The organism is Streptomyces sp. NPDC005281 (assembly GCF_040607495.1).
Lineage (GTDB): Bacteria > Actinomycetota > Actinomycetes > Streptomycetales > Streptomycetaceae > Streptomyces.
This window is the reverse complement of sequence record NZ_JBEXGX010000010.1, coordinates 197,396-216,729: the sequence shown is the minus strand read 5'-3', so window position 1 is coordinate 216,729 and position 19,334 is coordinate 197,396. Positions and strand designations below refer to the sequence as shown.

Annotated in this window: 14 protein-coding genes; 11 read left to right on the top strand and 3 right to left on the bottom strand. The window is 69.8% G+C overall.

Annotation, left to right across the window (positions count from 1 at the left end):
• Nucleotides 1-29: 29 nt before the first annotated feature.
• Entirely contained in the window at nt 30-1,052 is a 1,023-nt protein-coding gene (locus ABZV42_RS16705; RefSeq protein WP_355976258.1) for an NADP-dependent oxidoreductase, read from the bottom strand.
• Between the two features lie 110 nt (nt 1,053-1,162).
• Between ABZV42_RS16705 and ABZV42_RS16700 the strand changes: the two genes are divergently transcribed.
• The gene (locus ABZV42_RS16700) at nt 1,163-1,618 is read left to right on the top strand and encodes a MarR family transcriptional regulator (RefSeq protein WP_355976261.1); all 456 of its coding nucleotides are present in this window, start codon (nt 1,163-1,165) and stop codon (nt 1,616-1,618) included.
• A gap of 266 nt (nt 1,619-1,884) precedes the next feature.
• Here ABZV42_RS16700 and ABZV42_RS16695 read toward each other — a convergent pair whose 3' ends face one another.
• Nucleotides 1,885-2,643 carry a hypothetical protein gene (locus ABZV42_RS16695; protein ID WP_355976264.1) on the bottom strand — a complete coding sequence of 253 codons (759 nt, stop codon included), beginning with the start codon at nt 2,641-2,643 and terminating at the stop codon, nt 1,885-1,887.
• Nucleotides 2,644-2,896: 253 nt separating this feature from the next.
• On the opposite strand from ABZV42_RS16695, the gene ABZV42_RS16690 reads away from it, so the two are divergent.
• The 10 genes from ABZV42_RS16690 (at nt 2,897) to ABZV42_RS16645 (ending at nt 17,451) form a co-directional block, all read left to right on the top strand.
• Nucleotides 2,897-4,054: a mandelate racemase/muconate lactonizing enzyme family protein gene (locus ABZV42_RS16690; RefSeq protein WP_355976267.1), complete on the top strand. Its 1,158-nt coding sequence runs from the start codon at nt 2,897-2,899 to the stop codon at nt 4,052-4,054.
• A complete protein-coding gene (locus ABZV42_RS16685) occupies nt 4,051-5,055 on the top strand; it encodes an alcohol dehydrogenase catalytic domain-containing protein (RefSeq protein WP_356052348.1) in 1,005 nt (334 codons plus the stop codon). Before ABZV42_RS16690 ends, ABZV42_RS16685 begins: the two co-directional genes overlap by 4 nt.
• A gap of 118 nt (nt 5,056-5,173) precedes the next feature.
• Complete coding sequence (locus ABZV42_RS16680) at nt 5,174-6,142, top strand: hypothetical protein (protein WP_355976273.1); 969 nt, start codon at nt 5,174-5,176, stop codon at nt 6,140-6,142.
• A 141-nt stretch (nt 6,143-6,283) separates the two neighbouring features.
• Nucleotides 6,284-7,396, top strand: coding sequence for a multiple monosaccharide ABC transporter substrate-binding protein (gene chvE / locus ABZV42_RS16675; protein WP_355976276.1), 1,113 nt, complete (start codon nt 6,284-6,286; stop codon nt 7,394-7,396).
• Between the two features lie 32 nt (nt 7,397-7,428).
• Nucleotides 7,429-8,979: a multiple monosaccharide ABC transporter ATP-binding protein gene (gene mmsA / locus ABZV42_RS16670; RefSeq protein ID WP_355976743.1), complete on the top strand. Its 1,551-nt coding sequence runs from the start codon at nt 7,429-7,431 to the stop codon at nt 8,977-8,979.
• Nucleotides 8,976-10,220, top strand: a complete 1,245-nt coding sequence (mmsB, locus tag ABZV42_RS16665) for a multiple monosaccharide ABC transporter permease (protein ID WP_355976279.1) — start codon at nt 8,976-8,978, stop codon at nt 10,218-10,220. The genes mmsA and mmsB overlap by 4 nt, the downstream gene beginning before the upstream one ends.
• A 57-nt stretch (nt 10,221-10,277) precedes the next feature.
• Nucleotides 10,278-11,423 (top strand): aldose epimerase family protein, encoded by a 1,146-nt coding sequence (locus ABZV42_RS16660; protein ID WP_355976282.1) that lies wholly within the window; start codon nt 10,278-10,280, stop codon nt 11,421-11,423.
• 161 nt (nt 11,424-11,584) lie between these two features.
• Nucleotides 11,585-13,282, top strand: coding sequence for an aminotransferase class I/II-fold pyridoxal phosphate-dependent enzyme (locus tag ABZV42_RS16655; RefSeq protein ID WP_356052346.1), 1,698 nt, complete (start codon nt 11,585-11,587; stop codon nt 13,280-13,282).
• Between the two features lie 188 nt (nt 13,283-13,470).
• Nucleotides 13,471-14,250 carry an intradiol ring-cleavage dioxygenase gene (locus tag ABZV42_RS16650; RefSeq protein ID WP_355976288.1) on the top strand — a complete coding sequence of 260 codons (780 nt, stop codon included), beginning with the start codon at nt 13,471-13,473 and terminating at the stop codon, nt 14,248-14,250.
• Nucleotides 14,251-14,478: 228 nt separating this feature from the next.
• Nucleotides 14,479-17,451 (top strand): beta-galactosidase, encoded by a 2,973-nt coding sequence (locus ABZV42_RS16645; protein ID WP_356052344.1) that lies wholly within the window; start codon nt 14,479-14,481, stop codon nt 17,449-17,451.
• 27 nt (nt 17,452-17,478) lie between these two features.
• Here ABZV42_RS16645 and ABZV42_RS16640 read toward each other — a convergent pair whose 3' ends face one another.
• The gene (locus ABZV42_RS16640; protein ID WP_356052342.1) at nt 17,479-18,981 is read right to left on the bottom strand and encodes an alpha-N-arabinofuranosidase; all 1,503 of its coding nucleotides are present in this window, start codon (nt 18,979-18,981) and stop codon (nt 17,479-17,481) included.
• Nucleotides 18,982-19,334: the final 353 nt, after the last annotated feature.

The window sequence follows — 19,334 nt, the reverse complement described above, 5'->3', positions numbered from 1 at the left end:
CGTCGCCCCGGTCACCCCGGTCGCCCCGGTCAGAGCTTGACGATCATCTTTCCGATGTTGTCTCCGCGCAGGACGCCGAAGAACGCCTCGGCGTTGTTCTCGATGCCCTCGAGAATCGTCTCGGCGTACTTCAGCTCACCGGAGCGGATCCAGCCGCCGACCTCCTGGACGAACTCGGGCTGGAGGTCGTAGTGGTCGCCCACGAGGAAGCCCTGGATGCGGCCGCGGGTCTGGATCAGCCGGGCCAGGTTCCGGGGGCCGGGGGCGGGCTCCGTGCTGTTGTAGACGGAGATCATGCCGCAGACGGCGATGCGGCCGTCCCGGTTCAGGGAGCCGATCGCCGCCTCCAGGTGGTCGCCGCCCACGTTGTCGAAGTAGACGTCGACGCCGTCCGGCGCGGCCTCGCGCAGCTGCTGGGAGACCGGGCCGCTCTTGTAGTTGAAGGCCGCGTCGAAGCCGTACTCCTCGACGAGCAGCTTGACCTTCTCGTCGGACCCGGCGGAGCCGATGACGCGCGAGGCGCCCTTGAGCCGGGCGATCTGGCCGACCTGGCTGCCGACGGCACCGGCGGCGCCGGACACGAAGACGGAGTCGCCCTCCTTGAAGGAGGCGGTGCGCAGGAGCCCGGCGTACGCGGTGAGGCCCGTCATGCCGAGGACGCCGAGGTACGTCGACAGCGGCGCGGCCTCGGGGTCCACCTTGACGGCCTGCTTGGCGTCCACGACGGCGTACTCGCGCCAGCCGAGGAAGTGCAGCACGTGGTCGCCGGCCTCGATGCCCTCGGCGTTCGAGGCGATGACCTCGCCGACCGCGCCGCCCTGCATGGTCTCGCCGAGCTCGAAGGGGGCGACGTAGGACTTGGCGGCGCTCATGCGGCCGCGCATGTACGGGTCGACGGAGACGTAGGAGTTCCGTACCAGGACCTCGCCGGGACCCGGCTGCCGGACCTCGGCCTCGACCAGGGCGAAGTCGGCGGGCTGGGGCCAGCCGACCGGGCGGCTGACCAGGTGCCATTCACGGCCGGTGGAGGGAAGCGTGGGGGTCTCGGACATGAGGGTGCGCCTTTCACGGTGGCCTGCGAGCGGTTCTAATACTTCAGTACCTCAAACAACCATGCTCCTAAATATTTAATGATGTCAAGTAACACGCTAGGATCAGGGGCATGGCCACCCACAAGAGACCACGGATCGACCCCTTGACCATGGAGGTCGTCGAGCTGATCGGCACGGTCGTGGCGCGCTATCACGAGGAGTACGAGGACGCGGCCGCCGAACACGCCCTCACCGGCGCCCAGGCGCGGCTGCTGAGCCTGCTCTCGCTCGAGCCGCTGCCGATGCGCCGTCTGGCGCAGCAGCTGAAGTGCGAGCCGTCGAACGTGACGGGGATCGTGGACCGGCTGGAGACGCGGGGGCTGGTCGAGCGGCGCCCCGACCCGGCGGACCGCCGGGTGAAACTGGCGGCGGCCACGGCCGAGGGCCGCAGGATCGCCGGGGGGCTGCGCGACTCGCTCGACTTCGCCCGCGAGCCGTTGGCGGAGCTCTCGGACGAGGAGCGGCTGGCCCTGCGCGACCTGCTGCGCCGCATGCTGGGCGGGGATTCAGGCGCCGTCGGCGCCTGAGGACTCGAGGGCCTCCGCCGGGCCCGGTCGGCGTCCGTCGCGAGCTTCCGGGGTCGCCCCGGACCCGGTCGGCGTCCGACGAGAATTCCAGCGTCCTCCGGAACCCGTCGAGGCCCACCGAGGACCTGGGAGCCTCCCCGGAACCCGTCGAGGCCCACCGAGGACCTGGGAGCCTCCCCGGAATCGGTCAGTGTCCGTCGGTCCCCGGCCGGCGGATTCGCCCGGGATGCGTCGGAGAAGGGGTCACCCCGCGACGGGCGACACGCCTACGTGCACCACCACAGGAAGCGGTTGCACTTGCCCGAGGAGGAGGGTGCCGGCGCGGGGGCCGACGTCGTCGGGGACGTGGTGGCGGGGGCCGAGGTTCGGGGCGTCGAAGAGGCGGTCACCGGGTCCGAGGTGGACCGGCCCGGGAGAGTGCCGGCGGCCGAGGGGCCGCCGGTCTTCCCGCTCGTCGCCGTGGGAGACGCGGAACGGGACGCGGACGCGGAGGCGGAGACCGACGACGAGGGGCCGGGCGCACGGCCGGCCGTGGCGGAGGCCGAGGGGGAACTCTTCGAGAGCGTGGACGCCGCCGGCGAGGCCGAGCCGTCGGGCGACTCCGCCGCGGCGGGGCTCGGGCCCAGACCGGGCGCGTCGACGCCGAGTTCGGCCAGACTCAGACCGCCGGCCGCGAGGACGAAACCAACCGCTATGTACAGGGTGCGGCGGCGCCGGCGGCGATGCGCGGCGGCCTTGCGGTCGCGACGACTGGTGCCGGCCGGAGCCTCCGGCCGGTCGCCCGGACCCCCGGCCCCGGCGTCCGGGGCAGGACCTCCGCGGCGGCGCTCGGCCCGCCGGGAACGCCACTCGACGTCGTCGTCCGCGCCGTGGCGCGCGTCGGCATCGGCATCGGCGTCGACGCCCGCTTCGGGGCGCACGCCGGTCTCCTCGGCGTCCGCTCCGAGTTCGTCGACCGGGGTGCCGCACCCGGGACAGGCGAGGGCGCCGTTGAGGTGCCTGCGGCACACGTGGCAATAGTCCATGACGCGGGAAGACTAGGGTCACCGCCGGTAACGTTCCTAGTCGCAGTTGTGAAGATCTTGTGCGGAATCAAGTATTCCGGTCCGTCGGACACGGGCACCCCCGAACATTCCCCGCCATCCTGCGCCCATCGCATCGAAACCGTTATGCGCGCGACCCATTGACACCCCCCGGGCCGCGTCCTTACTGTCACGCCAGCATTTCGAACGTGTGACGAAATTTCGAACAGAGCCGAAAGCACAGGGGGCATCTGCCGTGCGCATCACGGGAATCACCACACACGTGGTCGGGACACCCTGGAGGAACCTGACCTACGTCCAGGTGCACACCGACGAGGGCATCACCGGGGTCGGCGAGACCCGCATGCTGGGCCACACCGACGCGCTGATCGGTTATCTGCACGAGGCGCAGGCCAACCATATTCTCGGCTCCGACCCGTTCGCCGTCGAAGACCTGGTCCGCCGGATGAAGTACGGCGACTACGGGCGCGCCGGCGAGATCGTGATGTCCGGCATCGCGGTCATCGAGATGGCGTGCTGGGACATCAAGGGCAAGGCGCTCGGGGTGCCGGTCTGGCAGCTCCTCGGCGGCAAGGTCACCGACAGGGTCAAGGCCTACGCCAACGGGTGGTACACCACCGAACGCACCCCGGAGGCCTACCACAAGGCCGCTCAGGAGGTCGTCGCGCGGGGCTACAAGGCCCTCAAGATCGACCCCTTCGGCACCGGGCACTTCGAGCTCGACCACGAGGCCACGCTCTACTCGGTGTCGCTCATCGAGGCGGTGCGCGACGCCATCGGGCCCGAGACCGAGCTGATGCTGGAGATGCACGGCCGCTTCTCGCCGTCCACCGCCGTCCGCCTCGCCCGCGAGCTCGCGCCCTTCAAGCCCGCATGGCTGGAGGAGCCGGTGCCGCCGGAGAACCTCAAGGCGCTGGAGAAGGTGGCCGCCAAGGTCGACATGCCGGTCGCCACGGGCGAACGGATCCACGACCGCATCGAGTTCCGCGAGCTCTTCGAGAGCCAGGCGGTCGACATCATCCAGCCCGACGTCGGCCACATCGGCGGCATCTGGGAGACCCGCAAGCTCGCCGCCACCGCCGAGGCGCACTACGTCCTGGTGGCGCCGCACAACGTCGGCGGGCCGGTCCTGACCGCCGCCTCCCTCCAGGTCGGCTTCACCTCGCCGAACTTCAAGATCCTGGAGCACTTCAACGACTTCGCGGACGCGGAGATCAAGAAGATCGTGAAGGGCGCCCCGCAGGTCGTGGACGGCTACTTCGAGCTGTCCCACGAGCCCGGTCTGGGTGTCGAGCTGGACGTCGACGCGGCGGCCGAGTTCCCGCAGCAGCAGGCCCGGTTCGACCTGTGGGCCGACGGCTGGGAGCAGCGCAAGCCCAAGGGGGCGCAGTGAGCACCGCGGTCGTCGTCGAGGGTCCCGGCGAGCACCGGCTGGCCCCGCACGAGCCGGTCCGCCCGTCGGCGGGCGAGGCGCTCGTACGGGTGCACGCGGTCGGCATCTGTGGCAGCGACCGCGAGGTCTACCAGGGCAACCGGCCCGAGGGGTACGTCCGCTACCCGCTGACCCCGGGGCACGAGTGGTCCGGGACCGTCGAGGAGGTCGGCGCCGGTGTCCCGGCGGCGCTCGTCGGCCGCAAGGTCGTCGGCGAGGGCTTCCGCAACTGCCAGGTCTGCGACCGTTGCCACGCGGGCGAGACAACGTTGTGCACGGCCGGGTACGAGGAGACGGGTTTCACCGTTCCCGGCGCCATGGCGAGCACGCTGACGCTGCCGGCCCGGCTGCTGCACGTCCTGCCCGACGACGCCGATCTGACGGCCGCCGCCCTGCTGGAACCGGCCGCCTGCATCGCGGCCGCCGCGCTCAAGGCGAACGCGCGGCCCGGTGAGCGGGTGGCCGTGGTGGGCACCGGGACGCTCGGGATGTTCGCCGTGCAGTTCCTGAAGGCCGGTTCGCCGGCCGAGCTGCTCGTGGTGGGCACCCGCCCGGACCGGGCGGCGCTGTCGCGGGAGTTCGGCGCCACCGACTTCCGTACCAGGGACCAGCAGCTCCCCGACGACTTCGACGTCGTCATCGAGACCGCCGGGTCCTCGTCCGCCGCGCGCACCGCCGCCTCCCTGCTGCGCCGCGGTGGGCGCCTGGTCCTCACGGGGATCCCGGCGCCCGGTGCCGAGGGTCTCGACCCGACCGATCTCGTCGTACGGCAGCTGGAGGTGCACACCGTGTTCGGGGCGCCGCCGGACGCCTGGGCGCACGCCGTGCGGGTCTTCGGCGCGGGTCTGCTGGACCCGTCGCCGCTGGTGACGCACGAACTGCCGCTCGCCGCTTTCCCGGAGGCCATCGAACTGGTGGGTTCCGGTGATCCCAAGGTCGGCAAGGTCCTGCTGAAGCCGTGACCACCAAAGCCGTACGCCGGTACGGGGTTTCCTGACGGCCCCGTACCGGCGTACACCAGGCCTCGCGCGCCCGATCTCGCGAACCATGCCCGAAATATCGAACAATGAAGGACAGCTTGTGACCGACGCCTCTTCCACGGCGCCCCGTCGGCCCGGCGAGCCGGCTCTGGCCGCGCTCGGCCTGGACGCGCCCGCCCTCTCCCCCGCCGACGCCTCGCCGCACACCTTCCCCGGAGGCGGTCGCTGGCGCACCGAGGTTCCCTCCGTGGAGGGGCCCGAGGCGCTCGCGGTGGTCCTCAAGGAGGCCTCGCGGCTCGACGTGCCGATCCACCGGATCAGCCAGGGCAGCGGTGTCTGGATGCTCACCGACGCCGAGATAACCGAGATGGTCGAGGCCACCGGTGAACGCGACATCGAGCTCTGCCTGTTCACCGGGCCGCGCGGTATCTGGGACATCGGCGCCTCGGCGCGCACCGATTCGCGCGGCGGCGGGCTGCGCGCCCGCGGCCACGACGCGGTGGCCGGCTGTGTCGAGGACGCCGTCCGGGCGACGGAGCTGGGCGTCAAGTGCCTGCTCGTCGCCGACGAGGGCGTGCTGTGGACACTGCACCGGGCACGCGTCGCCGGGATCATCCCGGCCGACACCACCCTCAAGGTCTCGGCGCTGATCGGTCCGGTCAACCCGGCCTCTTACGCCGTGTACGAGAACCTCGGCGCGGACTCGCTGAACGTGCCGAGCGATCTGACGCTCGATCACCTCACGGAGATCCGGCGGGTCTCCGCCGCCCCCATGGACATGTACATCGAGGCCCCCGACGATCTCGGCGGGTACATCCGGATGTACGAGGTCGCCGAGCTGATCCGGCGCGGCGCACCGCTGTATCTGAAGTTCGGGCTGTCCAAGACCCCTGGGATCTACCCGTACGGACACCATCTGCGGGACCTGACGCTGAGCACGGCCAGGGAGCGGGTGCGGCGCGGCCGTCTCGCCCTTGACCTGCTGACACGGCACGGAGCGGGCGACGACATGGCGCCGCTCGGCTCCCGTCTGCCCGGCCCGCTCTCACGGTTCGACACTCCCTCATAACGTTCGCACAAACCCCCTTCACACAAGCAGACACAGTCGCGCACAATCCAACACACCTTCTCGGCCTTCCTCTCTCCAAGCTCCCGGAGCTTCCGAGTTCCGCGAGACCGAGCCCGGTCCAAGACATCAAGGATGATGATCATGCGTAACCGCAGAGCCGCCCTCACCGCCATAGCCGGAGCCGCCTCCCTCGCCCTCGCCCTGACCGCCTGCGGCCAGAACAGCGACGGCGGCAGCAACGCGGACAAGGGCAGCAGCAAGGGCGGGACGATCGGTATCGCGATGCCGACCAAGTCGTCCGAGCGCTGGATCGCCGACGGCAACAACGTCGTCAAGAACCTGGAGTCCAAGGGCTACAAGACCAAGCTGGTCTACGGCGAGGACGACCCCCAGCAGCAGGTCTCGCAGATCGAGAACCTGATCACGCAGAACGTCAAGGCGCTGATCGTGGCGGCCATCGACAACAAGTCCCTGGACAACGTGCTCCAGGAGGCCGCGGACGCCCACATCCCGGTCATCGCCTACGACCGTCTGATCCTCGGCTCGAAGAACGTCGACTACTACGCGTCCTTCGACAACTCGAAGGTCGGCGAGCTCCAGGGCAACTACATCCTCCAGAAGCTCGGTCTCGCGGACGGCTCCAAGAAGGGCCCGTTCAACATCGAGCTCTTCGCCGGCTCGAACGACGACAACAACACGAAGTACTTCTTCGGCGGCGCGATGAAGGTGCTCCAGCCCTACATCGACAAGAAGCAGCTCGTCGTCCAGTCCGGCCAGACCGCGCTCAACCAGGTCACCACCCTGCGCTGGGACGGCGCCACCGCCCAGAAGCGCATGGACGACATCCTCACCAAGTCGTACGCCAGCAAGAAGGTCGACGCGGTCCTCTCGCCGTACGACGGCATCTCCATCGGCATCCTGTCGGCGCTGAAGTCGGACGACTACGGCTCCAAGAACAAGCCGCTGCCGGTCCTCACCGGTCAGGACGCCGAGCTGGCCTCGGTGAAGTCGATCATCGCCGGCGAGCAGACGCAGACCGTCTACAAGGACACCCGTCAGCTGGCCAAGATCGCCTCGACCATGGTCGACGACGCCCTCAAGGGCAAGAAGCCGCAGACCAACGACACCAAGACCTACGACAACGGCGCGAAGGTCGTCCCGGCCTACCTCCTCCAGCCGGTGAGCGTCGACAAGTCCAACTACCAGTCCGTCCTGGTCGACGGTGGCTACTACACGGCGGACCAGCTCAAGTAAGCGTCGAACCTCACGGATTGGAAGGCACGACCATGGCGGGACCCGTCCTGGAAATGCGCTCGATCGTCAAGACCTTTCCCGGCGTCAAGGCGCTGTCGGACGTCACTCTGACCGTCCGTCAGGGCGAGGTCCACGCCATCTGCGGTGAGAACGGCGCCGGAAAGTCCACCCTGATGAAGGTGCTCTCCGGCGTCCACCCCCACGGCAGTTACGAGGGCGAGATCCTCTTCGAGGGAGAGGTCTGCGGCTTCAAGGACATCCGGGCGAGCGAGCACCACGGCATCGTCATCATCCACCAGGAACTGGCGCTGTCGCCCTACCTCTCCCTCGCGGAGAACATCTTCCTCGGCAACGAACACGCCAAGGGCGGGTTCATCAACTGGAACGAGACCCTGCGGCACGCCACGCAGTTGCTGCGCCGGGTCGGTCTGACCGACCACCCCGAGACCCGCGTCGCCGACATCGGCGTGGGCAAGCAGCAGCTCGTGGAGATCGCCAAGGCACTCTCCAAGAAGGTGAAGCTGCTCATCCTCGACGAGCCGACAGCGGCGCTCAACGACGAGGACAGCGACAAACTCCTTGATCTCATACTGGAGTTGAAGAACCAGGGCATCACCTCGATCATCATCTCCCACAAGCTCAACGAGATCCGCAAGGTCGCCGACTCGGTGACGATCCTCCGCGACGGCCAGTCCATCGAGACCCTCGACGTGAAGGCGCCGGAGACGACCGAGGACCGGATCATCAGCGGAATGGTCGGCCGGGACCTCGACCACCGCTTCCCCGAGCGCACCCCGCACCACCCGGAGGAGGGTGCCGCCCCGGCGCTGGAGATCCGCGACTGGACCGTGCACCATCCGATCGACCAGCAGCGCAAGGTGGCCGACGACGTGTCGCTCCAGGTGCGGCGCGGGGAGATCGTCGGTATCGCGGGCCTCATGGGCGCCGGCCGCACCGAGCTCGCGATGAGCGTCTTCGGTCGGTCGTACGGCCGCTACGCGGGCGGGACGGTCCTCAAGGACGGCAAGGAGATCCGTACCAGGACCGTCGCGGAGGCGGTCGGCCACGGCATCGCGTACGTCACCGAGGACCGCAAGCACTACGGGCTCAACCTCATCGACACCATCAACCGCAACATCTCGCTGGCCGCCCTGGACAAGGTCTCCAAGCGGGGCCTGGTCGACGAGCACGAGGAGCGCCAGGTCGCCGAGCGCTACCGCAAGTCGATGAACATCAAGGCGCCGACCGTCTTCGAGCCGGTGGGCAAGCTGTCCGGCGGCAACCAGCAGAAGGTCGTCCTCAGCAAGTGGATCTTCGCGGGTCCGGACGTACTGATCCTGGACGAGCCGACCCGCGGCATCGACGTGGGCGCCAAGTTCGAGATCTACACGGTCATCGACAAGCTGGCCGCCGAGGGCAAGGCGATCGTCTTCATCTCCTCCGAGCTGCCCGAACTGCTCGGTATGTGCGACCGCATCTACACCATGGCCGCGGGGCGGCTGACCGGTGAGTTCTCGCGAGCCGAGGCCACTCAGGAAGTGCTGATGCGTCAGATGACGAAGGACAAAGAGGTAACGCGATGAGCACCGATGTGACCAACATCCCGGCCGAGGCGCCACCGGGCAAGGACGGGAGCGGCGACACCGGGGAGAACCTGCTGCGGGTGATGCTCGACGGCCTGCGCCAGAACATGCGCCAGTACGGCATGCTCCTCGCGCTCGGTCTGATCGTCGTCCTCTTCGCGGTCTGGACCGACGGAAGCCTGCTGCTGCCCCACAACGTCTCCAACCTGGTCCTCCAGAACAGCTACATCCTGATCCTCGCGATCGGCATGATGCTGGTGATCATCGCGGGCCACATCGACCTGTCGGTCGGCTCGGTGACGGCGTTCGTGGGCGCGTTCGCGGCCGTGCTGACGGTGCAGCACGGTGTGTCGTGGCCGGTCGCCCTGGTGCTGTGCCTGCTGGTGGGCGCCGTGGCGGGCTCGGTCCAGGGATTCATGATCGCCTACCTCGGCATACCGTCCTTCATCGTCACCCTCGCCGGGATGCTGATCTTCCGCGGTCTGACCGAGATCCTGCTCAAGGGGCAGACCCTCGGCCCGTTCCCGGGCGGCCTCCAGAAGATGGGCAACGGCTTCCTGCCGGAGGTCGGCCCGACCACCAACTATCACAACATCACGCTGCTGCTGGGCCTGATCGTGATCGTCTTCGTGGTCCTGCAAGAGGTCCGTGACCGCAGGCGCCAGCAGGAGTTCTCGCTGGACGTGCTGCCGGCCAAGCTGTTCGCGCTCAAGTTGGTCGCGCTGGTCGCCGCGGTGCTCACCGTCACGATGATGCTCGCCAGCTACAAGGGCGCGCCGATCGTGCTGCTGATCCTCGGCGTGCTGGTCGTCGGCTACGGCTACGTCATGCGCAACGCCGTCTTCGGCCGTCACATCTACGCGATCGGCGGCAACCTCCCGGCGGCGAAGCTGTCGGGCGTCAAGGACAAGAAGGTCACCTTCTATGTCTTCCTGAACATGGGCATGCTCGCGGCCCTGGCGGGTCTGGTGGTAGCCGCCCGCCTGAACGCGGCCTCTCCGAAGGCCGGCCTGAGCTTCGAGCTGGAAGCGATCGCCTCGTCGTTCATCGGTGGCGCGTCCATGAGCGGCGGTGTCGGTACCGTCCTCGGCGCGATCATCGGCGGTCTGGTCCTCGGCGTGCTGAACAACGGTATGAACCTCCTCAGCGTCGGCTCCGACTGGCAACAGGTCATCAAGGGCCTGGCCCTGCTGGCCGCGGTCGGGTTCGACGTGTGGAACAAGCGCAAGGTCGGTTCGTAAGTCAGCCGGGGCCCCGCCAGAAGGCGGGGCCCCCTCCATTGGGCAGGAGCCGCAAAAATGGAAACGAGCAGACGTACGGTCATCGCAGCGGCGGCGGCAGCGGGATTAACCGCGGCCACCATCGGCACCGCGCACGCCTCGGGCGCCAGGAAGCCCGAGAAGGAACTCTTCGGAAAGCTCGCCGACGGGACGAAGGTCCACCGGTGGTCCCTGGAGAACGGCGGGACACGGCTCAAGGTCCTGTCGTACGGCGGAATCGTCCAGTCCCTGGAGATCCCCGACCGGCACGGCAGGTACAGGAACGTCGCGCTGGGCTTCGGTGACATCGACTCCTACGTCGCCTCCAGCCCGTACTTCGGCGCCCTGATCGGCCGGTACGGAAACCGCATCGGCAAGGGCCAGTTCACCCTCGACGGCAAGAGCTACCAGCTCTCCGTCAACGACGGCGTCAACAGCCTGCACGGCGGCGCCAAGGGCTTCGACAAGCACGTCTGGAACGTGGAGGGCTTCACCTCGGGCTCCGACGTCGGGCTCGTCCTGCACTACACCAGCATCGACGGCGAGATGGGCTACCCCGGCACCCTCAGGGCCAAGGTCACCTACACCCTGACCCGGCACGGTGACTGGCGCATCGACTACGAGGCCACCACCGACAAGGCCACCGTCGTCAACCTCACCAGCCATGTGTACTGGAACCTCGCCGGTGAGGGCAGCGGCTCGATCTACGACCACGAACTCGCGATCGCGGCCTCCCGCTACACCCCCGTCGACTCGGGCCTGATCCCCACCGGGGAACTGGCGAAGGTCGCCGGCACCCCCTTCGACTTCCGCCGCGCCAAGACCGTCGGCCGGGACATCCGGGTGGCGAACCAGCAGCTCCTGTACGGCAAGGGCATCGACCACAACTGGGTCCTCGACAAGGGCATCACGGCGAGGCCCGAGCATGTCGCCACGCTCCGCGACCCGTCCTCCGGCCGCACCCTGAGCATCGCGTCGAACGAACCCGGCCTCCAGTTCTACTCGGGCAACTTCCTGGACGGCACCCTGGTCGGCACCGGCGGTCACATCTACCGCCAGGGCGACGCCCTGTGCCTGGAGACCCAGCACTTCCCGGACGCCCCGAACCACCCGTCGTTCCCCTCGACGGTGCTGCGGCCGGGACAGACCTACCGGACCAGCACGGTGCACACGTTCGGTACGTGACCGGACCTCACAGTCGGTTCACAAAATCCGCACGACCTCACAACGATTGAACAGCGCCACATCCGTATCCGTATGAGACGGCGGCCCGCGCTCCCCCGCGCGGGCCACCCAAAGAACGGGGGCCCGTCCTCCCCAACGGGCTTGCCCTATACGGAGGTTCCATGGCCGGCAATGTCACCTCGCTCTTTCGCGGCACCGCGGCGCACAGCCCGTCGATGGCCGCACTGACGCGGGAGGGCGACGGAGCCGGCCCGGTGGACTTCTGCATCCCCTGCAACCCGTACTTCCCCACCCCCGCCATGTTCGACGAACTCGCGAGCAGGCTGCGGGAGATCATCACCTACTACCCGAGCAGCGCCGACACGATCACCAGTGAACTGTGCTCGCTGCTCCAGCTTCCGCCGCAGTGCGTCGCGATGGGCAACGGTTCGACCGAACTCATCACCTGGATCGATCACTTGCTGGTCCGCGAGTCCCTCGCCATCCCCGTCCCCACGTTCGGCCGCTGGACCGACCAGCCGATGGAGACCGGCAAGCGGGTCGACATGTTCCCGCTCCAGGAGTCCAACGGCTTCGCGCTCGACCTCGCCGCGTACGCCAAGTTCATCCGATCGCGCGGCACCAAGGTCGCCGTCATCTGCAACCCGAACAACCCCGACGGCGGCTTCCTGCCGCGCCAGTCGGTCATCCAGTTCATGGACGCGATGGCCGACCTGGACCTGATCGTCATCGACGAGTCCTTCCTGGAGTTCGCCGACGCCGAGTCCGAGCCCAGCGTGGTCGAGGACGCGGTCATGCGGCCCAACGTCATCGTGCTGCGCAGCCTCGGCAAGAACTTCGGCCTGCACGGCATCCGCTTCGGCTATCTCGTCGCCAACCCCTCGCTGGCCGGCAAGGTCCGCTCGATGCTGCCGAAGTGGAACCTCAACTCCTTCGCGGAGACCGTGGTGTTCATGCTCAAGAACCACGGCAAGGAATACATGGAGAGCCTGCACATGGTCCGCCGGGACCGGCTCGACATGGCCCGCCAGCTCTCCGCGCTGCCCGGTCTGACGATCTACCCCTCGCAGGGCAACTTCCTGTTCGTACGTCTTCCCGTCGGCGCCGAGGGCACCGTGGTGCGGGACCGGCTGCTCACCGAGCACCGCATCCTGGTCCGCGAGTGCGGCAACAAGGTCGGCTCGTCCAGCCGCTTCCTGAGACTCGTGGTACGTCCCCAGACGGACGTACGCCGCCTGGTGGCCAGCCTGGAACAGGTGCTCTACGGGTCCAGGAAGGAGACCCCCGTACCCGAACTGAGCCATGGGACCGGCTACAGCTCGGGTACGGCCATGGTGGACCGTCTCGTCGGCTCGACCAACGGAGCGGGCATGCAGGGGCTGGCCGCGCAGGCGAACGCCTGGCCCGGGCAGCCCGTTCAGGCGCCCCAGCCGGTGGCGGCCGCCGCCCCGCAGCCCAGCCTGCCGTCCGTTCCGCAGCCGCGTCCCGCCGCGGCCTCGCCCTACCCGGCCCAGCAGCCCTTCCCGGCTCCGGTCTATCCCGCCCCGCAGCAGCCCGCGGCGGCCTCGCCCTACCCCGCCCCCGGTCCCGCCAACTGGCCGGCCCCGGCCCAGAGCCCCGGTGCGATGCCCGCCCAGATGCCGCCCGCGGCCATGCAGGCGCCGGCCCAGCCGCCCGGCCTCCAGCCGGCCGCCCAGACCGGCATGCCCGGCATGGCGGGCGCGGCCTCCATGGGCGCGCAGGGCGGCCTGACGGCGGCCCAGGTCCGCGGCAGGACACAACCGGAACCTCCCCCACCACAGCCGTCGAACGGCGGCTGGGGAGCCGTCGGCGCCATGCTGTACAACCAGGCCGGCTAGGCCACACACACCGCCGGTCGCATCTCGCCATGCCGGGCGGGCTCACCGCGCGGCCGGCTCCCCACGGGCCGGCCGCGGGGAGCCGCCCTCGGCCGAGGGGGCAACGTGTCCAACAAGGAGCTTGACGGGCCGTCGTTTTACACAACTGACAGCTCGCCGACAGCATCCCCTCCTACGGTGCCGTGTCCATGACAGACACCCCCACGAAAGACACGTCGGAGGCCCCCGTCGGGCGCCGGACCGTACTGATCGCCACGGGCGCCTCGGCCGCGGCACTGGCCGTGGCCGCCGCTGCGCCCGTCGCCCCCACCCCCGGCGCCGGCCCGGCCGACGCGGTTCCCGCCGCCGCGGCCGTCTGCACCCTCACCAAGGAGATGACCGAAGGCCCCTACTACCTCGACGGACAGCTCGTCCGCGCCGACGTCACCGAGGGCAAGGCGGGCGCCCCGCTCAAGCTGGTCCTCACCGTCGTCGACGACTCCACCTGCGCGCCGATCGGCAACGCCCTCGTGGAGATCTGGCACTGCGACGCGCTCGGCGAGTACTCCGGCTTCGTCGGCAACAACGGCCACAGCGAGGCGGACGACGGCACGTTCCTGCGCGGCGGCGTGCTGACGAACACCTCCGGCGTCGCGAACATCACCAGCATCTACCCCGGCTGGTACCGGGGCCGCTGCGTGCACATCCACGTCAAGGTGCACACCGGCGTCACCCTCACCTCCGACGGCTCCTTCACCGGCGGCCAGGAACTCCACACCGGCCAGCTCTTCTTCAGCGAGACCATGACCACGGCGATGGCCAAGGTGTCCCCGTACTCCACCAACAAGGTCACCCGCACCACGCTCACGCAGGACTCCGTCTACGACGGCGGGGGCGCCTCCTCCGGCCTCCTGACCCTGACGGCCCTCGGCAGCACCACGTCCGCCGGCTACACCGGCACCCTGACGCTCGGCGTCGAGACGAGCTGACCGCCGCCTTCCCCCCACGGAGACCGGGAGCGGTCCGCGACCTCGCGGGCCGCCCCCGGCCGCGACCCGCGGCTCCGGTCACCCCCATACCGCGTAATCCCCCGCGCCGGGATCGTCGTACGACCATCGAATGACCTGCCCGTGTGGACAATGGCCGCACCTTCCCCCGCCTTCTCGGGCTCGGACCGAGCGGGGAAGACCCCCGTCGCCGTCCCCGGGAGAACCCGCATGGTGTTGAGCAGACGTACCTTCAGCGCACTCGCCGGTACCGCCGCCCTCGGCCTCTCGCTCAGCGGCAGCGGGAGCGACGTGGCCTGCGCGGCCGGAAGGACGCCCCTCGCACCCACCGGACCCGCGCCCGCGCCGCCCGCCGCCGACGGCAGGAGGCACACCGTCGGCTTCGACCGCTACTCCATGGTGATCGACGGCAGGCGCCTGGTGGTCTGGTCGGGCGAGTTCCACCCCTTCCGGCTGCCGAGCCCATCCCTGTGGCGGGACGTCCTCCAGAAGATGCGCGCCCACGGCTACAACACGGTCAGCATCTATGTCGCGTGGAACTACCACTCCCCCGCACCCGGGCAGCACGACTTCACCGGAGTCCGCGACCTCGACCTGTTCCTGCGGACCGCCGCCGAGACAGGCCTGTACGTGATCCTGCGCCCCGGCCCGTACATCAACGCCGAGGTCGACGCGGGCGGCTTCCCCGGCTGGCTGACGGCCACCCCCGGGGTGGCCCGCACCTCCGACCCCACCTATCTGAGGCACGTCGACGCGTGGCTGACCGCCGTCGACCGCATCGCCGCCCGCCATCTCCACACCGACGGCGGCGGCACGATCGTCCTCTACCAGTTGGAGAACGAGTACGACAACCACGTGACGGAGCCCGCCGGCCGCGACTACATGACCCACCTGTACGCCAAGGTGCGCGGCGACGGCATCGACGTACCCCTCTTCCACAACGACAAGGGCAGGAACGGCCACTGGGCTCCCGGCACCTTCGACACCGGTGGCGAACGCGGGCGTTATCTGTACGGCTTCGACGGCTACCCCTCCCCCTTCAAGACACCTCCGGACTGGGGTCACTTCGGCCCCGGCGGCATGAAGGGCGGCTCGACCGCCAGCCCGGACACCCCGGGATTCATCCCCGAGTTCGGAGGCGGCTGGTTCGATCCGTGGGGCGGGGCGGAGTTCGACGGCCTCGGATACGCCGAGTCCCGCCGCACCCGGGACGCGGCCTACGAACGGCGCTTCTACCTCACCAACCTCGCCAACGGCATCACGGTCCACAACGTCTACATGACCTTCGGCGGCACGTCCTGGGGCTGGCTGCCCGCGCCGATCGTCTACACCTCGTACGACTACGGGGCCGCGATCGACGAGGCACGGCAGCCGACCGACAAGCTCGTCCCGATGCGGCAGATCGGCCGGCTGCTCCAGTCGGTTCCCGATCTGGCCAAGCTCGACCGCGCCGACCCCCTGCCCGGCGACGACACGGCGGCCGGCCCCGGCATCAAGGCGTACCACCTGGTCAATCCGGACACGAAGGCGCGCTTCCAGGTGCTGCGCAACGACACGCCCTCCGAGTCCGTCGCCACCGTGACGCTCGGCGGAACGAGTGTCGAGGTGCCGGTGCCCGGCCTCGACGCGCGGCTGCTCGCCTCCGGGATCGCCCTGGGGCGGCGGAGGCTGAGCTGGTCCACCGCCCAGCCGATGCTGTGGCTCACCGCCGGACGGCAGGACATCGCCGTGTTCACGGGCCGGGCGGGCGAGTCGACCCGCACCTGTCTGGAGGCCGCGAGCGAGCCGAAGGTCACCGTGCTGGACGGGGACGCGGGACACGGCTACGAGAACGGCGTCCTGCGGATCGACGCCGTGCTCGCGGGCATCACGCGGGTCCGGGTGGAGGGCGGCGGTGTCGCGGCCCCCCTCCTGCTGCTGTTCGCCGACGACGAGAGCTCGCGTCTGCTGTGGCGCCACGACACCCCGTCGGGTCCGGTGCTGGTACACGGCCCGGCGCTGCTGCGCTCGGCCGACCTGCGCGGCACGAGCGCGCATCTCACCGGCGACACGACGAACGCCGCGGACCTGGAGGTGTGGGGGCCGCGCGGGATGAGCGAACTCGTCTGGAATCAGCGCGCGTCGCCGTCCCGTACGACCGCCTCCGGGAGCCTGCGGGCCGGGCGGCGGCTGGCCGGTGCGGGCCGGGTGCCGCTCCCCGCCCTGACCGGCTGGCGCCGGGCCGTGGGAGACCCCGAGTCGGCCGCCGGTCACGACGACAGCGCGTGGCGCGTGACCGACAGGACGTCCTCGTGCAGCGTCACCCCGGTGCCGGAAGGCCAGCCCGTGCTGTTCGCCGACGACTACGGCTTCCACTACGGGGACGTCTGGTACCGGGGGCACTTCGCGGACGCGGGCGGCGCGGACTCCGTGGCCCTGTCCTATGTCACCGGAACCCAGGGGCTGTTGATGGCCTGGCTGGACGGAGAGCCGCTGGGCACGCACCGGATGCCCGTGCCGGACACGAAGACCGTGCGCAAGGGGACCTGGGCGGCCACCGCCACCTTCCCCGTCCGGCCGCGGAAGGGACGCTCCCACGTGCTGTCGGTCCTGGTCCGGCCGATGCAGCACGACGAGGACGGCAGGGCCGACGACACGCACAAGGCGGCCCGGGGACTGACGGCCGTCGCCTTCTCCGGAGCCGCTCCGGCGGTCCGCTGGCGCATCCAGGGCGCGACGGCCCCCGACCCGGTGCGCGGCCCCCTCAACACCGGAGGCCTGCACGGCGAGCGGCACGGCTGGCATCTGCCGGGCTTCGCCGACGGCGGCTGGGAGCCCGCGGCCTTCCCGCGCGCCGAACGGCGCCAGGGGGTCACCTGGTACCGCACCGGCTTCCGGCTCGCCGTGGACAGCGGGCTGGACGCGTCGATCGGGCTCACCCTCACGGACGACCCGGCCCGCGCCTATCGTGTCCAGATCTTCCTGAACGGCTGGAACATGGGCCAGTACATCAACGACGTGGGCCCGCAGCACACGTTCGTCCTCCCCAACGGGGTGCTGCGCACCCGGGGGCACAACACACTGGCGCTCGCGGTCCTGTCCGACGGGACCACCCCCGCCGGTCCCGGCCGGGTGGAACTGACGCTGCTGGGCAGCGCGGCCGGAGGAGTCCCGGTGACCCCGGTGCGCTCCCCCGGCCCCTAGGACCTGTCCCTCCAGGGCGGGCGGTTCCTACGCCAGCCGGATCATGTTCCAGGACAGCGGCTCCAGGACGGCGCTCAGTGTGCCGTCCCGGAGCGTGGTCCCCTCGACGGGGTGCGGGGTGACCCGCTCCTGGTCGTGCAGGCTGTTGACGGCGTCCGGGTCGGCGTCGGCGAGCGCGCTGTGCTCGACGACCCTCGTCAACTCCAGGCGGTTCAGGGCGACTTCGAGGGGCAGCGGCTCGGTCTGGCTCCGGTTGACGGCGAAGACGGTGACCGAGCCGTCCTCGGCGCGCACCGCGGTGGCGTGCAGCAGGTCCGCCTCGCCGTACTTGCGGGTCGCATACGTCGGCGAGTCCACCCGGACGTCGAGGACCTGTCCGCGGCCGTGCGCCGAGGCCTGGGCGAACGGGTGGAACGTGGTCTGCCGCCAGGCCGGGCCGCCCGGTTCGGTCATGATCGGGGCGATGACGTTGACGAGCTGGGCGAGGCAGGCGACGGTCACCCGGTCCGCGTGCCGCAGCAGCGCGATGAGCAGCGAGCCGAGGACGACCGCGTCCGTGACGGAGTAGACGTCCTCCAGCAGGCGCGGAGCCTCCTGCCAGTCCTCCACCGGGTGCGGGTCGGTCCGGCTCTGGTACCAGACGTTCCACTCGTCGAAGGAGAGGTTGATCCGCTTCGCGGACTTCAGCCGGGCGCCCACGTGGTCGCAGGTCGCGACGACGTTCTCGATGAACGACTCGGTGTCGACCGCGGAGGCGAGGAAGGAGTCCCGGTCGCCGTCGGTCTCCTCGTAGTAGGCGTGCAGCGAGATGTGGTCGACGAGGTCGTACGTCTCGGCGAGGACGGTGGCCTCCCACTCGGCGAAGGTCGCCATCCCCTGCCCCGAGGACCCGCAGGCGACGAGTTCGAGGTCCGGCTCGATCTGCCGCATCGCGCGGGCTGTCTCGGCCGCGAGCCGGCCGTACTCCTCGGCGGTCTTGTGGCCGGTCTGCCAGGGCCCGTCCATCTCGTTGCCGAGGCACCACAGCCTGATCCCGAACGGGTCCTTGTCGCCGTGCGCGATCCGCAGGTCGGAACGGGCCGTGCCGGACGGGTGGTTGGCGTACTCCTGGAGCGCGAGGGCCTCGGCGACCCCGCGCGTGCCGAGGTTGACCGCCATCATCGGCTCCACCTGCGGGCCGATCTTCCGCACGAAGCCGATGTACTCGCTCAGCCCGAAGCGGTTGGACTCGGTGGAGCGCCAGGCGAGGTCGAGCCGGCGGGGCCGGTCCTCGGCGGGGCCCACCGAGTCCTCCCAGTCGTAGCCGGAGACGAAGTTGCCGCCGGGGTAGCGGACGGCCGTGACGCCGAGCTCGCGGACGAGCTCCAGCACGTCGGTGCGCAGGCCTTCGGCGTCGGCCGAGGGGTGGTCGGGTTCGAAGATGCCGGTGTAGACGCAGCGGCCGAGGTGCTCGACGAAGGAGCCGAAGAGACGGGGGTCGACCTCGCCGATGGTGAAAGCGGGGTCGAGGGCGAAGCGGGCGGTGCGCATGGGGTCCTTTCGGGGCGCCTTGGGTGTGAGGGGGCTGTCCGGCCGAGGGTGGGCCGGCCGGTCCTCTTGCAGGTCAGCCTGTTCAGGCCGAGCTCGGGCGTGCCGTTGTCGTCCGCGTCGTAGTAGTGGCACGCCGGCCAGTCCCGACCGCCCATCGTTCGAAATTTCGGAGAATGATCGCAACTTCGAACGGGACCGTAGATAGGAAGCGCTTACTCGTCAATGGTTTGCGCAAAAAACGGCTGACGCGAAAGACGGTCCGACCTCGAAAACGGTCCGGAAAGCAAAGTCCCCGCCCGGTGACGACACTTGGGCGGGGACTCGCGGCAGAGCCGGAGGCGGGACGGGCGTGG

Coding starts and splice junctions, on each gene's coding strand:
- ABZV42_RS16700 (WP_355976261.1), top strand. CDS start 1,163: ATGGCCACCCACAAGAGACCACGGATCGACCCCTTGACCATGGAGGTC.
- mmsA (WP_355976743.1), top strand. CDS start 7,429: ATGGCGGGACCCGTCCTGGAAATGCGCTCGATCGTCAAGACCTTTCCC.
- ABZV42_RS16640 (WP_356052342.1), bottom strand. CDS start 18,981: ATGCGCACCGCCCGCTTCGCCCTCGACCCCGCTTTCACCATCGGCGAG.
- ABZV42_RS16650 (WP_355976288.1), top strand. CDS start 13,471: ATGACAGACACCCCCACGAAAGACACGTCGGAGGCCCCCGTCGGGCGC.
- ABZV42_RS16655 (WP_356052346.1), top strand. CDS start 11,585: ATGGCCGGCAATGTCACCTCGCTCTTTCGCGGCACCGCGGCGCACAGC.
- ABZV42_RS16660 (WP_355976282.1), top strand. CDS start 10,278: ATGGAAACGAGCAGACGTACGGTCATCGCAGCGGCGGCGGCAGCGGGA.
- ABZV42_RS16705 (WP_355976258.1), bottom strand. CDS start 1,052: ATGTCCGAGACCCCCACGCTTCCCTCCACCGGCCGTGAATGGCACCTG.
- ABZV42_RS16645 (WP_356052344.1), top strand. CDS start 14,479: ATGGTGTTGAGCAGACGTACCTTCAGCGCACTCGCCGGTACCGCCGCC.
- ABZV42_RS16695 (WP_355976264.1), bottom strand. CDS start 2,643: ATGGACTATTGCCACGTGTGCCGCAGGCACCTCAACGGCGCCCTCGCC.
- mmsB (WP_355976279.1), top strand. CDS start 8,976: ATGAGCACCGATGTGACCAACATCCCGGCCGAGGCGCCACCGGGCAAG.
- chvE (WP_355976276.1), top strand. CDS start 6,284: ATGCGTAACCGCAGAGCCGCCCTCACCGCCATAGCCGGAGCCGCCTCC.